Annotated in this window: 11 protein-coding genes; 7 read left to right on the plus strand and 4 right to left on the minus strand. The window is 30.7% G+C overall.

Annotation, left to right across the window (positions count from 1 at the left end; genetic code table 11):
- Positions 1-4 precede the first annotated feature (4 nt).
- From GOY08_RS10650 to ubiG, 7 genes are read left to right on the plus strand one after another with little or no spacing between them, the layout of a single operon-like run.
- Positions 5-631, plus strand: coding sequence for a hypothetical protein (locus GOY08_RS10650; RefSeq protein ID WP_158998889.1), 627 nt, complete (start codon positions 5-7; stop codon positions 629-631).
- Positions 615-1,271: a hypothetical protein gene (locus GOY08_RS10655; protein WP_158998890.1), complete on the plus strand. Its 657-nt coding sequence runs from the start codon at positions 615-617 to the stop codon at positions 1,269-1,271. Before GOY08_RS10650 ends, GOY08_RS10655 begins: the two co-directional genes overlap by 17 nt.
- Positions 1,264-1,845 carry a GNAT family N-acetyltransferase gene (locus tag GOY08_RS10660; RefSeq protein ID WP_158998891.1) on the plus strand — a complete coding sequence of 194 codons (582 nt, stop codon included), beginning with the start codon at positions 1,264-1,266 and terminating at the stop codon, positions 1,843-1,845. Before GOY08_RS10655 ends, GOY08_RS10660 begins: the two co-directional genes overlap by 8 nt.
- The gene (locus GOY08_RS10665; protein ID WP_158998892.1) at positions 1,842-2,912 is read left to right on the plus strand and encodes a glycosyltransferase family 9 protein; all 1,071 of its coding nucleotides are present in this window, start codon (positions 1,842-1,844) and stop codon (positions 2,910-2,912) included. The genes GOY08_RS10660 and GOY08_RS10665 overlap by 4 nt, the downstream gene beginning before the upstream one ends.
- 10 nt (positions 2,913-2,922) lie before the next feature.
- A complete protein-coding gene (locus GOY08_RS10670; RefSeq protein WP_158998893.1) occupies positions 2,923-4,122 on the plus strand; it encodes a 3-oxoacyl-[acyl-carrier-protein] synthase III C-terminal domain-containing protein in 1,200 nt (399 codons plus the stop codon).
- Positions 4,119-4,637 carry a hypothetical protein gene (locus tag GOY08_RS10675; protein ID WP_158998894.1) on the plus strand — a complete coding sequence of 173 codons (519 nt, stop codon included), beginning with the start codon at positions 4,119-4,121 and terminating at the stop codon, positions 4,635-4,637. The genes GOY08_RS10670 and GOY08_RS10675 overlap by 4 nt, the downstream gene beginning before the upstream one ends.
- Entirely contained in the window at positions 4,615-5,364 is a 750-nt protein-coding gene (gene ubiG / locus GOY08_RS10680) for a bifunctional 2-polyprenyl-6-hydroxyphenol methylase/3-demethylubiquinol 3-O-methyltransferase UbiG (RefSeq protein WP_158998895.1), read from the plus strand. The genes GOY08_RS10675 and ubiG overlap by 23 nt, the downstream gene beginning before the upstream one ends.
- Here the strand turns inward: ubiG and GOY08_RS10685 are convergent.
- The 4 genes from GOY08_RS10685 to GOY08_RS10700 all read right to left on the minus strand — a co-directional run bounded on the left by GOY08_RS10685 (position 5,361) and on the right by GOY08_RS10700 (position 13,303).
- On the minus strand, positions 5,361-6,857 hold the full coding sequence (locus tag GOY08_RS10685) for a HAMP domain-containing methyl-accepting chemotaxis protein (protein ID WP_158998896.1): 1,497 nt from the start codon (positions 6,855-6,857) through the stop codon (positions 5,361-5,363). The two genes, ubiG and GOY08_RS10685, sit on opposite strands and share 4 nt — an antisense overlap.
- Positions 6,858-6,967: 110 nt before the next feature.
- Complete coding sequence (locus GOY08_RS10690) at positions 6,968-8,476, minus strand: HAMP domain-containing methyl-accepting chemotaxis protein (protein ID WP_158998897.1); 1,509 nt, start codon at positions 8,474-8,476, stop codon at positions 6,968-6,970.
- A gap of 80 nt (positions 8,477-8,556) precedes the next feature.
- Positions 8,557-10,065, minus strand: a complete 1,509-nt coding sequence (locus GOY08_RS10695; RefSeq protein WP_158998898.1) for a HAMP domain-containing methyl-accepting chemotaxis protein — start codon at positions 10,063-10,065, stop codon at positions 8,557-8,559.
- Positions 10,066-10,264: 199 nt separating this feature from the next.
- Positions 10,265-13,303, minus strand: a complete 3,039-nt coding sequence (locus GOY08_RS10700; protein WP_158998899.1) for an efflux RND transporter permease subunit — start codon at positions 13,301-13,303, stop codon at positions 10,265-10,267.
- Between the last annotated feature and the right edge of the window lie 12 nt (positions 13,304-13,315).

The raw sequence follows: 13,315 nt of genomic DNA on the forward strand, positions 1-13,315 counted from the left end.
TTGAATGCAAGCAGATTTACCACCGCAAACTGATAAAATCCATGTCGAAGAAAAATACCCAATGGTGGATGATATATCAGCAAAATTAGTTCCTATTAGGAGTGAAAATCTAACTTTTCCTCGAACAATTTTTACTCTTGGTATTTATAATGAAGTTTTAACCGGCGCAACTGATACAAATTATGATGCTACCGGCTATGGATTTTCTATGGGAATGTCACATAAGATTAGGGGGATGTGGAAAGGTGGATTAGATATTCGCTGGTCAGATTGGACTTCTAATCGTTCAGATAATCCAGATTTAAGTCCCCTTTCAATTTATTCCAAGATAGAAGGAGCACCATCACTTAGTTTTTTATGGGGGAATAGTGTTGAAAAATATTTTCAACCTTTTTTTACTGGAGGTCTTGGTTATACATTATTTTTTAGCAGTCGTTCTTGGTCAGCGATTCAGTCAAGATCCTCTTTAGGTCAATTTTCTCTAACTTATGGTGTAGGTTTTCGTGTTAAGCTTAGCAATTCGTTTGCAATTAATACCATTTTTGAAAATTGGCGCGGTATTCAAACTTCAGAATTTTCTGCTCAAATATATAGAATGGAGCTAGTTTTTGGTGATGTTGAGAATTATTAAATCTGTTATTTTATTAGTTACTTTAAGCTTTTCTCCAATATATTCACAAAAACTAATTATTACAAATCCTGTAGGAAAGGCATTGCCTGAAGGATCGGTGGTTTTTAAAAATCGTTCTATTATGAGTTGTGGTCAAAAAACAGGTTTATCTGTTTATACATCCCTGGATATACAAGCTATTTTAAGTATTTCTAATCTATTATCGCAAGAAAAAATTCCTTTAACAACAAATTGGGATACTTTTACTCCAAGTTTTGCTTCAACTTCTTCCTCTTTAAATGAAAAAGATTACCTGACTTACTCTGCAGATGTGCAACGAATTATTTTTTTGTGTCTAACTTGGGATGAGAGTTACCGTTTAAAATTATTTAATATACCCATAGAAGCATTAGATGATATTTCTAATGAAGTAATAAAAAAGAAACCTTGGCAAAATTTACAGAAAGAGGTTTCAGAAAGAATAGATAATTTTTCTAAGTTTACAATACGAGATTTTGTACATCTTATCCTTAGAGCTAATACATTTTATTATGTTAGAGGAGGTTTAAATAAAAATCCAACTTTATGGTCGACATCTTTTGTTTGGAAGGTTCCATCAACTGTGATAAATAAAAATTCTGAAAGTGAAAAAAATGAATAGTAAAAATAACCATTTAATTATTTACAAATGGAAAAATTCTTATCATAAAGTGACATTAGAGGATAACTTTTCTTTTCAAAACTTTAAAGATGAAATTATTACAAAAGATGAATTCAATTCTTTTATACCTTCTTCAAATTTAGCAGAAATAATGTTTAAATTAGCTGAAAATGATAGTTATATTTCTTCCTTAACTAATTTAAATAGTTTTGTTGAGAAAGTTTATCAAAATAAAAATGAAGAATATTTTAATTCAATTTTTCTTTATTTTGAAAATCAAAAATTAATTTCCTTTTTGAATGTTGTGATAAATTATGATGTAGCTGAAATTGACTATATTTTTGCGAGTAGAGTGCATAGAGGAAAAGGAGTCGCAAATTTTTTACTAAATATATTTTTAAATGTCATGATTAAACAAGAAAATTATAAAAAAAATAAAGTCTTACTAGAAGTCGGTATAAATAATATTGGAGCTATAACATTTTATAAAAAATTTGATTTTAAACAGATTGCGACAAGAAAAAATTATTATAAGAATAATGAAGATGCAATTATCATGGAGAAAAGTTTGTGAAAGTAGGCATATTTCATACAGCTTTTTTGGGTGATTTAGTTCTTGCTAGTTTGTTAATAGAAGGTTTATATTTAGAGGGGCATGAAGTATTTTTAATAACAAAAAAATTAGCAGCACAATTTTATCAAGAGGATAAAAGATTAAAAAAAATTGTTATTGCTAATAAAAAAAGTGGATTTAAAAAAATAAGCTCTATTTTTGAAATTGCAAAAAATATTTCTGATTTAAAATTAGATATTTTGCTAGTTCCACATAAATCCATAACAACTTCTTTGATTGTGTGCTTAGCTAAGGTAAAAATTAAAGTTGGTTATAATGATACTGCATTGTCTATGATATATTCAGAGTTAAAAAATTTTGTGAAAGAAAAACATGAATGCTTGCGCTGTTTAGATATTGCACCAGAAGGTTTAATAAGCCATAAAACTAACGAAAAATTGCTTAAATTAGCCCGTCCTGTTTTAACTGAAACAAAAAACTTGTTGGTTTTTTCTCAAAAAAACCCAAACTTTTTTAAAGATAAAAAGGAATTTTTTATTGTCTCGCCAGGTTCAGTTTGGGCAACTAAAAAATATCCTGCAAAACATTTTGCTAAATTAATTGAAGAAATATTAAGTTTAAACAAAAGCTTATTTTGCATTTTAGCTGGTGGTAAGCAAGACTATATTGATGTAAAAAATGTATTAAGTAATATAGGAAATAAGTTATTACTAGATAGAGTGATAGAAACAGCTTCTTATTTACCCCTGCAAGAATTTACAAATTTAGTTGCTAAAGCATCATTTGTAATAGCCAATGATTCAAGTCCTGTGCATATTGCTTCTGGTTTTAATATTCCCATTGTAAGTATTTATGGACCTACAACTTGGAAATTTGGTTTTTATCCAACTTCAGAAAAAAGTATATATATAAACTATAAAGACTCATTTGGGAATTTGTTACCCTGCCACCCTTGCTCTCCACATGGAACAAAACAATGTCCAAAAAAACATTTTAAATGCATGGAAGAGCTTTCTCCGTATATTTTGCTACAATCAGTTAAAAAGTTGGTGCCACAGTTTTTCTGAAGGTGGGTTTATGCAATTCATATTATCTGATTTTCGCATTTTACGCCCTAAATATGAAGTTCCCCAAGCTGAAGGTTTGAATTGGATTTCTTTGGCGCATTCGTATGCTAAATTTATTGAAGGAAATATCAATAAATCAAATAGTAAAACGATGGATGAAATTTATAAGCAGGTTGCAAATATTTGTAATCGATTTGCCTGTAAGCCAGATAAGATTTCTAATAGAGGGACTTCAATTCAAGATTATTCCCATCAAGATTGGGAAAATATGCAATTATTTGATTTTAAGAAATCCTTTGCAGGAGCAGGTATAAATGAACGGATGCAATTATTTTCAGCTGTTGTAGATGAAGTTTTTCAAATGTTTTACCAAGATAATATGCTGGCACCTAAGCATATCGTGCATGTAAGTTGTACAGGCTATGTTTCCCCTTCGCCGGCGCAGAAAATTGTAGGACAAAAAAATTGGGGTGAAAAAACTAAAGTAACACACGCATATCATATGGGCTGTTATGCTTCCCTGCCTGCACTCCGCATTGCGAATGGATTTTTATCTACAGATATTGAAAAATATACTGATCTTTATTCTAAAAAAGATCCTTATTTAGATAGGGTAGATATTGTACATACTGAACTTTGTACCCTCCATTTTAATCCAAGTATTCATGATCCAAGTCAATTTGTTATTCAAAGTTTATTTGCTGATGGATTTATTACATATTCAATTTTTAATAGTGAACATTATTTAAAAACAAGCAATGAAAAAGCTTTTCTTTTTTTAATTGATCATGAAGAAATTATTCCAAAAACAGAAGATGCAATGTCTTGGGAAGTTTCTGAATTTGGATTTTTTATGACTTTATCTGGGAAAGTTCCAAATATTATATCAGAAAATATTGAAAGATTTTTAAATAAAATGTGTGCAAAGATTGGGCTCATTTTTAATGAAATAAAAGATTCGACTTTATTTGCTATCCATCCAGGAGGATCTAAAATTATTCATTATATTCAAGAAATATTGCAATTGCCAAAAGAATCTATTCTCTATAGTGAGAATATATTATTTCAATATGGAAACATGTCTTCGGCTACGTTACCGCATATTTGGCAAAATATATTACAAGATTTTCCTGATCAAAATAAGTTAGTTATTAGTTTAGCTTTTGGGCCTGGTTTAACGGTTTCAGGTTCTATAATGAGAGTAGTATGACTTTTATCGATAAATTTTCAATTTTTTTAATGATTTTACAAGGCGTTGTCATGTTTTTTGATGAATTTTATTTTCATCAGAAAAGAAAACTACCAAGGTGGGAAAGAATAGGGCACCCGATTGACACATTTTTTTTCTTGTTATGTTATTTAGTTATTCTTTTTATGCCAATGACAAAAGCAACTATAATGTTGTATTTAATTTTTGCTACTTTTTCCTGTTTAATTATTATTAAAGATGAAGTTATTCATTTAAATAAGTGTACAGCACTTGAGCAGTATTTACATGCAGTCTTATTTATTTTACATCCAATAATATTAATTATTTTATTTTTTACCTGGGGCTCAATTTCTGAAAACAAAACGGAAATAATCTCATTCAGTAATTTAATTAATATAAACAATTTTGTAAAGTTTCAGTTTTATTTAGTTATACTATTTTTTATGTATCAAATAGTATATTGGAATTTTATATACAAGGATAAGAATATTAATGGAAAAATATCTTATAAATAATGAAATTTATAAAGACTTAAACGAACAATGGTATACAGGGAAAAATTATGTTGCATTACTAAGAAGTGAAGCAAAGCTAAGAAATCCTTGGATAAAATTACAAATAAAAAATAATTTTTTAGAGACTAAATTTTGTAGTATTTTGGATGTTGGTTGTGGTGGAGGGCTTTTAGCAAATGATTTAGCTGAGATAAGCGACAACGTAACTGGAATTGATATTTTTGAAGAGTCATTAATCACTGCAAGAAAGTATAATAGACAAAAAAATGTTAATTATTTGAAAGGTAATGCTCTTGCCCTGCCCTTTGCAAATGAAACGTTTGATGTTGTTTGTATTTTAGATGTGCTTGAACACGTTGATAATTATCAACTTGCTCTCAAAGAAGCTGTTAGGGTAGTGAAAAAGAGTGGGTTTATCTTTTTTCATACATTTAACAGAAATTTATTTACAAAATACTTTGTCATTAAAGCTATGGAATGGTTTGTCAAAGAAACACCTAAAAATTTACATGTTCATCATTTATTTATTAAACCTAGTGAGTTAACGTTCGAATTGAAAAAATTAAATTGTAATTTAATAGAAATGAAAGGTTTAAATCCCTCCTTTACTTTTAAAAATATCGTAAAATTAATTTGCAAAAAAGAAGTGGATGAAAATTTTAAATTTACATTTTCTAAATTTCTCCATGCAGGATATATAGGATATTGCAGAAAATCTGGAGACTAAGCTTGACCCATAATATAGCCTTGAATTTCTTTTGTAGTTTGTAAAAGCATTTCCCCTTGTTCAACCATTTTATTTGCAGTATTAGATGTTTCTGTTGCAGAAGTTTGATTTCTTTGCGTCGTTCTATCTATCTCAGTCATTGCTGTTGTAATTTGTCTTACACCAATTTCTTGTTCCTTTGTAGCAGAAGAAATTTGTTCAATGGCAGTGACCATGTTTATAATATCTTCAGAAATTTTTACGAAAGATTCTTGTACTTCTGTAGTAACTTGTTTGCCGTCTGAAATTCTACCTGTAGTAACACTTAGTATTTTATTTACTTCTTCCTGACTTTTTACAATCAAATCTTGTATTTCTTTCGCGGATTTTCCACTTACTTTTGCTAAATTTCCAACTTCTTCTGCCACCACAGCAAAACCTTTTCCATATTCACCTGCTCGGGCTGATTCAATAGAAGCATTTAATGATAGTAATTCTGTTTTTGAAACAATATCATTGATAACAGAAGTTTTTGCATGAATTTGATTGATAATTTGGGCGATATTTTGCAATTGATTATTTGATTCCTGAATTGTGTCCATACTAGTCATAAGTTTTTTCATAGTGGACATATTATCTTCTGCTTTTTTAGATGCTTCTTTAGCTACTTCTGCTGATTGTTGTGCATTTTCGGAGGTTTTATTTACCATGCTGGTAATCTGGTTGATTGCTGCTGTTGTTTGATGGACAGAAGCCGCTTGGGCAGAAACAGATTCTGTTAACACTTTTGAATTATTCATCAAGGTATTTGCTATTTCCATGGTACCATTTCCTTGATTTTTTAAACTCACTAAAGACTTTTGAATATCCTTAGATAACTTAACAATTGAAATTATAATTGCAATTGAAATTAATACAGATACAACTAAAACAACTGACATAGTAATAATAGTAATACTTGTTAAGTTTTCACCTTTCATTGTGGAGTCTTTTCCACCTTTTATATTAAATTTTTCTTCTTTGCCAAGGGTTTCTAAAAAGTTAAATAAGGCTGGTCTGCCTACTTTATAGTAATGATTTAATGCTTCAAGCCCCCTTCTTTCTTTTACTAAATCTAACTCTTGATTTAAAGAAGTTAAATATTCTTTATAAGTAGCCAAAGTATCTTCATATAGCTTTTCCTCCCCTGGTGATATAAGGGGCTTATAGTCAACAAATGATTTATCAATGGCAGCTTTAAATTTATTAATATCTTCTATATTTGCTACATACTTGTCTCTTTGGCCAGCTATACTATCTGCAATAACAAGGACAACCCGTCTTGATAAATTACCAATGGTGACATTTAAATCAGAAAAAGCAGCAATACTTGGCATCCAACTTAAGCCTGTTTCACTTGCATATTCTTGGGTTTTTTTGATCATAAACATACAATACAAACAAGCAAATAAAATTAAAAAAATGAGCATTGAAACAGACGTAATAATTTTAAAAGCCAAACTTTTTTTTCGCATTTATGGCACTCCATGCTATTCATTTTTCTATTGTAAACGTTTTATTTTTTATGGAGAATTTTATAGCATTGGTGCCAAAGAAATGACTTAAATAAATGAAGAAAAAGGGTTTAAGCTGCTTTTTTCCCCATAATGAGACCTTCAATAATTTGTGTAGTTAACTGAAGTTTTTCGCCTTGTTCTACAAGTTCATTAGAAGATTGTGCAGTTTCATTCACTGAAGCTTGGTTTCTTTGGGTTGCTTTATCAATTTCAGACATGGCAGTAGTAATTTGTCTGACACCAATATCTTGTTCTTTTGTCGCCGCAGAAATTTGTTCTATGACAGACACCATGTTGATAATATCTTCAGAAATATGCAAGAACGATTCTTGCGCTTCAGTTGTAACTGTTTTCCCCTCAGAAACACGTTCCTTTGTTATTCCTAATATTTTATTTACTTCTTCTTGGCTTTTTACAATTAATTCTTGTATTTCATGGGCTGATTTTCCACTGATTTTTGCTAAGTTACCTACTTCTTCAGCCACCACAGCAAAGCCCTTGCCGTATTCACCCGCACGCGCGGATTCTATGGAGGCATTTAAAGAAAGAAGCTCTGTTTTGGACACAATGTCGTTAATAACAGAAGTTTTTGCATGAATTTGATTGATAATTTCTGCAATATTTTGCAATTGATTGTTAGACTCTTGAATGGTTTCCATACTATTCACAAGTTTTTTCATTGTCTCTTGGCTATTTTCCGCTTTTTGCGAAGCGCCTTTTGCCACTTGGGTAGATTGTTCTGCATTTTCAGAAGTTTTATTTACCATGCTGGTAATTTCATTAATTGCTGCAGTGGTTTCATGCACCGAAGCAGCTTGTTCTGTTACTGATTCCGATAAGGACTGTGAGTTGTGCATTAAAACCTTGGAAATTTTCATGGTTACTTCGCCTTGTTTCTTCAGGCTTTCAATGGATTCTCTGATTGATTTTGTAATTCCTAAAATAACTACTGCAATGGCAGCACTAATGAGTAACGCTATTATTATTACTATTGTCATTGTCCAGTTCGTGACAGAAGTTAAGCCTGAACCCTGTTTACTTGCGGTATCAGCGCCTTTTAAGTTAAATTCAGATTCTTTAATAATTTTTTCATTAAATTTAAATAATAATGGTCTTCCAATTTCATTATAGTGTTTTAAAGCTTCTAAACCTTTATTTTCTTTTACTAAATTAAATTCATGTTCAAAAGACTGAATATATTCTTTATAAGCGTCCATAGTTTCTTTATAAAAACTATCTTCTCCCGGAGCAATAAGGCCATTTTTTTGATAATTGGTTAATTCGGTATCCAATTGATCTTTGAATTTTTTTAGATCTTCTGTGTTTTTTGCTAACCGCTCGGTTTGGTTGGCTACACTATCACCTATCACAAGCACTGCTCTACGAGATAAATTACCCACATATAAATTGACTCTACCAAAGGATTCAATACTTGGCAGCCAATTTGTTGCAACATCGTTAGCATAGACTTGGGTTTTGTTGATCATCAATATAGAGTATATACATGAAAACAAAAGCAGGGAAATTAAAATACCTATTGAAAAGAAAATTTTAAAGGCTAAACTTTTATTTGCCATAGAGATCTCCATAAACCAAAGTCATAATCTCAATCTATTTTCCTATCGGCAAAAATTCTGCTACTTTAATGAGTATTTTGTTAACTGACTTTTTTTCCAATAATCAGGTTTTCAATTGCAATTGTGGTGGTTTGTAGCTTTTGCCCTTGTTCCACTAATTCGTTGGCAGACTGAGCTGTTTCGCTTACAGAGGCTTGATTGCGTTGAGTAGCGCGGTCTATTTCTGACATAGCAGTAGTAATTTGTCTTACACCTATGTCTTGTTCCTTTGTTGCTGCAGATATTTGTTCGATCACAGAAACCATGTTGATAATGTCTTCTGAAATTTGTAAGAATGATTGTTGTGCTTCACCCGTAACTGATTTTCCTTCAGAAACACGTTCCTTTGTAATTCCTAATATTTTATTGACTTCTTCTTGGCTTTTTAAAATAAGCTCTTGTATTTCATGGGCTGATTTTCCACTAATCTTTGCTAAGTTCCCAACTTCTTCGGCCACAACCGCAAACCCTTTTCCAACTTCGCCGGCTCTTGCAGATTCTATTGAAGCATTTAAAGACAATAATTCTGTTTTTGAAACGATATCATTAATGACTGATGTTTTTGTATGAATTTGTTTTATAATTTCTGCAATATTTTGCAGTTGATTATTTGATTCTTGAATTGTTTCCATGCTGTTAACTAATTTTTTCATGGTTTCTTGGCTATTTTCAGCTTTTTGCGAAGCATTTTTTGCAACTTGTGTTGACTGTTCGGCATTTTCAGAGGTTTTATTCACCATGCTGGTAATTTCGTTAATAGCTGCTGTGGTTTCGTGTACTGCAGCGGCTTGTTCCGATACTGAGTCAGATAAACCCTTTGAATTTTGTTTTAAAGCTTCTGAAATTTTCATTGTGACTTCAGACTGTTTCTTTAAACTTTCAATGGATTGCTGAATAGAACGAGTGATTGAATTGATTAAAAGAATTATCCCTATGCTTATTATCATAGATGCTATAATAACTACTGTCATAGTAATATTTGTAACGGCTGTTAATGAGCTTCCTTGTTTTGTGGAATCTTCTGCTCCTTTAATATTAAAATCAATTTCTTTATCCATAACACTAATAAATTTATTTAATTCTTCTCTACCTATTGCATTGTAGTGTTCTAAGGCTTCAATATTTTTTCCTTCTTTAAGTAACTTAAGCTCATTTTCAAAAGTTAAGGAATAGTTTTTATAAGCATTCATTGTTTCTTTATAAAATCCTTCTTCCCCTGCTGCTAGTAACCCGCTTTTTTCATAATTTTTCAGGGATTCTTCTAGTTGATTTTTATATTTAGTTATAAATTCTTCATTTTTTGCTAAATTTTCTTGCTTATTTCCCAAAGAGTCAGAAATATTTGCAGTTACGCGACGGGATAAATTACCTGTAATTTTCATTATTTCACTAAAAGCACTAATACTAGGTAACCAGTTCTTTGCTGTTTCTTGCGCATAAACTTGGGTTTTATTGATCATCGATATCGCATAAAAACAAGAAAATAGTATTAATACTATTAGCAAACTAATTGAAGTATAAATTTTAAAAGCAAGACTTTTGCCAGCCATGTTAAACTCTCAGTGCAAAAAGTTAACAAACAAATTAACTAACAAGTTTCGTATCGGTACAAAGTTAAGTTATTTTATAAAATATTTAAATCTAGATTTTAATGTATTAATATTAAGTATTTACAATTTAATTGACTAATTGAACATTTTAATTTTTAATTACTTAATCATTAGTTACTAAAATTTTAATCAATTGTTACTATGAAATGAATGGAATTTTTTTAGGAAATTTAAACTTAATCAGCAAACTATAAACACATGGAACAACAACTAAAGTTAAAAGTGTTGATGAAATCAGTCCGCCCGTGACAGTTACTCCTAAGTTCGAATATGCTTCATGCCCTGCTCCCGTTCCAAAAATAAGCGGAAGCATGCCAGCAATCATGGTGAGTGTCGTCATTAAAATTGGACGCAAACGAACAACAGCAGCTTCAAGCAAAGCTTTGTCGACATCTATTCCTTCAGCAATTTTTTGTTGGGCAAATTCAATAAGTAAAATAGCATTTTTCGTCACGAGACCTAAAAGCAAAATAATACCAATCATCGCAAAAATAGTTAAGGATTGTCCTGCAATTAATATTGCTAAAAATGCTCCAGAAAAAGAAAGGGGAATACTAAATAATATTGCTAGGGGAGCTTTAAAATTTTCAAACTGTGCACTTAATACAATAAAAATAAAGGCTAATGCTAACAGTAATGCTTTACTTACGGTACCACTTGTTTCATCTAATAATTCTGTTTGCCCACCATAAGAAGTATCAATAGATTTTGGCTTTGTCTCAGCAATATATTTGTTTATTTGGGTCATTATTTTTCCTAGATCTTTTCCAAAGTAGTCTGCTGAAATTGTTACATTGGTAATACCATTGATATGTTTAATATTTGGTTCTATTGCGACTTTTTCTATACTTGCAACTGAACTTAACAACACAGGATCTCCTTTTTCCGAAAATATAAAAATTCCAGCAAGGCTATTTAGTGTTTGTTCTTTTTTTGTTGGTATTAAAATTTTAATATCAAAATATCTACCTTCAGCATAATAATCACCAACTTTTTCTCCTTTATATAAAAGCTGTAAAGTCTCGGCAATATTGCTAGGAGACACTCCTAGTGAAGCCGCTTTGATAAAATCTGGTGTAACTCGATATTCATATGCGGCATCGCTGACAGAACTTTCTGGGGTGCCGATATCTTTAATTTTTGTAATATGCTGTAAAACTTTTTTTGAATATTCATATAATCCTTGGGAATCTGTTGAATATAAATCTAGATATATGGCACTATTGTACCCATTTCCACCAATTTTTTCATTAGGATTGCGTATAAACTTGCTTGCTGATTCATTCAGTCTTTGAGTGAATTCATTTGTTGAATAATTTCTTTTTTTAGGATCTACTAATTTAATTGTAAAACTTAGAGATGAAGCTGAGTCATTGTTACTTCCAACATTCATGATGATATCTGTTGTACCTGGATAAGTGCGTATGTGATCGCGTATTTCTTTCCCACGTCTAATTGCCTCTTCTAAAGGTGTTCCTTGGGCTAATTGAAAGGAAAAATAACTCACACTTTCATCTTCAGTTGGTTGAAATTTTGTCGGAACAAATTTTAATAAAAATAAACTCAAGACAAAAATTAAAATCCCAACTAGTAGAGTTGTTTTTTTCTTTTGCAAAGAATATTTTAATATTTTTTGGTAATTATTTTGGAATACATGAAAAAAATGGTTAAACTTAATTTGCCATTGTATTTCTTTTGAATGGAATGGTTGTTTAGTGCCAAGCTTACTACTTAGCATGGGCACTACTGTAAATGCTACAAATAATGAAATAAGAACGGCAACAGAGACCGTCAGTCCAAATTCATAAAAATAGCGACCAATAATTCCTTCCATATAAGCAACTGGAACAAAAACTGCTGCAATGGCTAAAGTAACAGCTATGGCCGCTAAACCAATTTCTTGGGAGCCATCTATTGCAGCTGTAAGAGCAGATTTGCCCATAACTTTATGTCTGTGAATATTTTCAATCACCACAATAGCATCATCAACTAAAATTCCAATTGAAAGAGTTAAGGCAAGAAGTGTCATGAAGTTTAAAGTAAAACCTAAGTAATTTATAATAGCTAAAGTACCAATAATAGATGTTGGGATAGCAATTGAGCAAATAAAAGTATTACGCCAGTCATGTAAAAAAAGATACACTACAAGAATTGCAAGAATTGAACCTAAAATAATATCAAACCTGACGTTTTTATATGACTCATTGATATAAATTGAGTCATCAAAGTTTATAGATATGTGCATTTTATCTTTGTTTGTTTTATTTAAATTTTCTACTAATTTTCTTAACTGAGAAGCTGTTTCTACAATATTTCCTTTTGATTCTTTAATAATATTAATCACAATACTTTTTTTACCGTTTACTTCGCTGTAATTTGTTACTTCAGCATGGGTGTCTTGAATAGTGGCAAAATCTTCTACCCTAATAAGCGGTTTGTCTTTTTGCGCAATGGGAATTTTTGCAATTAAGTCTAGTGAACTTGGAATAGTATTAGTAATAATACTAAATTGTGAATCTGAATTTCTCAGAACTCCGCTAGGTTTATTCACAATTTGTGAATTAATTTCTTTTTTTATTTGATTGGGATTTAAATGGAGTGCATTTAATATGGAAGGATTTAAGTTAATATGAATTTCTCTCTGTATTGTTCCCGAAATATTAACTTGCCCTACTCCACTAATTCTTTGGAGTAAAGGTTTTAATTCTTTGTTAACATATGTTGATAAATCTTGCTCTGACATTTTATCACTAGTAATATCAAAAGTCATAAAAGGTCTGGCACTATTTTTTACTTTAAAGATAGAGGGTTTTTCAGCATCTTTTGGAAACTCAATAGCACCTATTGCATTTCTTACATCAGCTGTTGCTTTATCAATATCTACATTTAAATGGAATTCTAAAAATACACTGGCAAAGTCTTGACCAGCTGTACCATCTATTTTTTTTAAGCCTGGTAAACTTTTAAACGCTTCTTCCATTGGATTTAATAATAATTGTTCAGCGGTTTTGGGATTCATACCTTTGTAAGTTACGCTAGCAGAAACATAAGGAAGGTCGACATTGGGATCTCTGTCAATTCCTATATTTGCAAATGCAAGCAAACCAAAAATAATGACGACTATGTTTAACATTGAGGAAAAATAGGGACGTTTCACCGATACAGTTGAAAGAAACATTTTTAATCTCTT

The organism is Pigmentibacter ruber, from assembly GCF_009792895.1.
GTDB classification, from domain to species: Bacteria; Bdellovibrionota_B; Oligoflexia; order Silvanigrellales; family Silvanigrellaceae; genus Silvanigrella; species Silvanigrella rubra.

What these genes read in the sequence shown, in the direction of transcription:
- GOY08_RS10650 (WP_158998889.1), top strand. Translation starts at nt 5, where the DNA reads ATGCAAGCAGATTTACCACCGCAAACTGATAAAATCCATGTCGAAGAA.
- GOY08_RS10655 (WP_158998890.1), top strand. Translation starts at nt 615, where the DNA reads ATGTTGAGAATTATTAAATCTGTTATTTTATTAGTTACTTTAAGCTTT.
- GOY08_RS10660 (WP_158998891.1), top strand. Translation starts at nt 1,264, where the DNA reads ATGAATAGTAAAAATAACCATTTAATTATTTACAAATGGAAAAATTCT.
- GOY08_RS10670 (WP_158998893.1), top strand. Translation starts at nt 2,923, where the DNA reads ATGCAATTCATATTATCTGATTTTCGCATTTTACGCCCTAAATATGAA.
- GOY08_RS10675 (WP_158998894.1), top strand. Translation starts at nt 4,119, where the DNA reads ATGACTTTTATCGATAAATTTTCAATTTTTTTAATGATTTTACAAGGC.
- ubiG (WP_158998895.1), top strand. Translation starts at nt 4,615, where the DNA reads ATGGAAAAATATCTTATAAATAATGAAATTTATAAAGACTTAAACGAA.
- GOY08_RS10685 (WP_158998896.1), bottom strand. Translation starts at nt 6,857, where the DNA reads ATGCGAAAAAAAAGTTTGGCTTTTAAAATTATTACGTCTGTTTCAATG.
- GOY08_RS10690 (WP_158998897.1), bottom strand. Translation starts at nt 8,476, where the DNA reads ATGGCAAATAAAAGTTTAGCCTTTAAAATTTTCTTTTCAATAGGTATT.
- GOY08_RS10695 (WP_158998898.1), bottom strand. Translation starts at nt 10,065, where the DNA reads ATGGCTGGCAAAAGTCTTGCTTTTAAAATTTATACTTCAATTAGTTTG.
- GOY08_RS10700 (WP_158998899.1), bottom strand. Translation starts at nt 13,303, where the DNA reads ATGTTTCTTTCAACTGTATCGGTGAAACGTCCCTATTTTTCCTCAATG.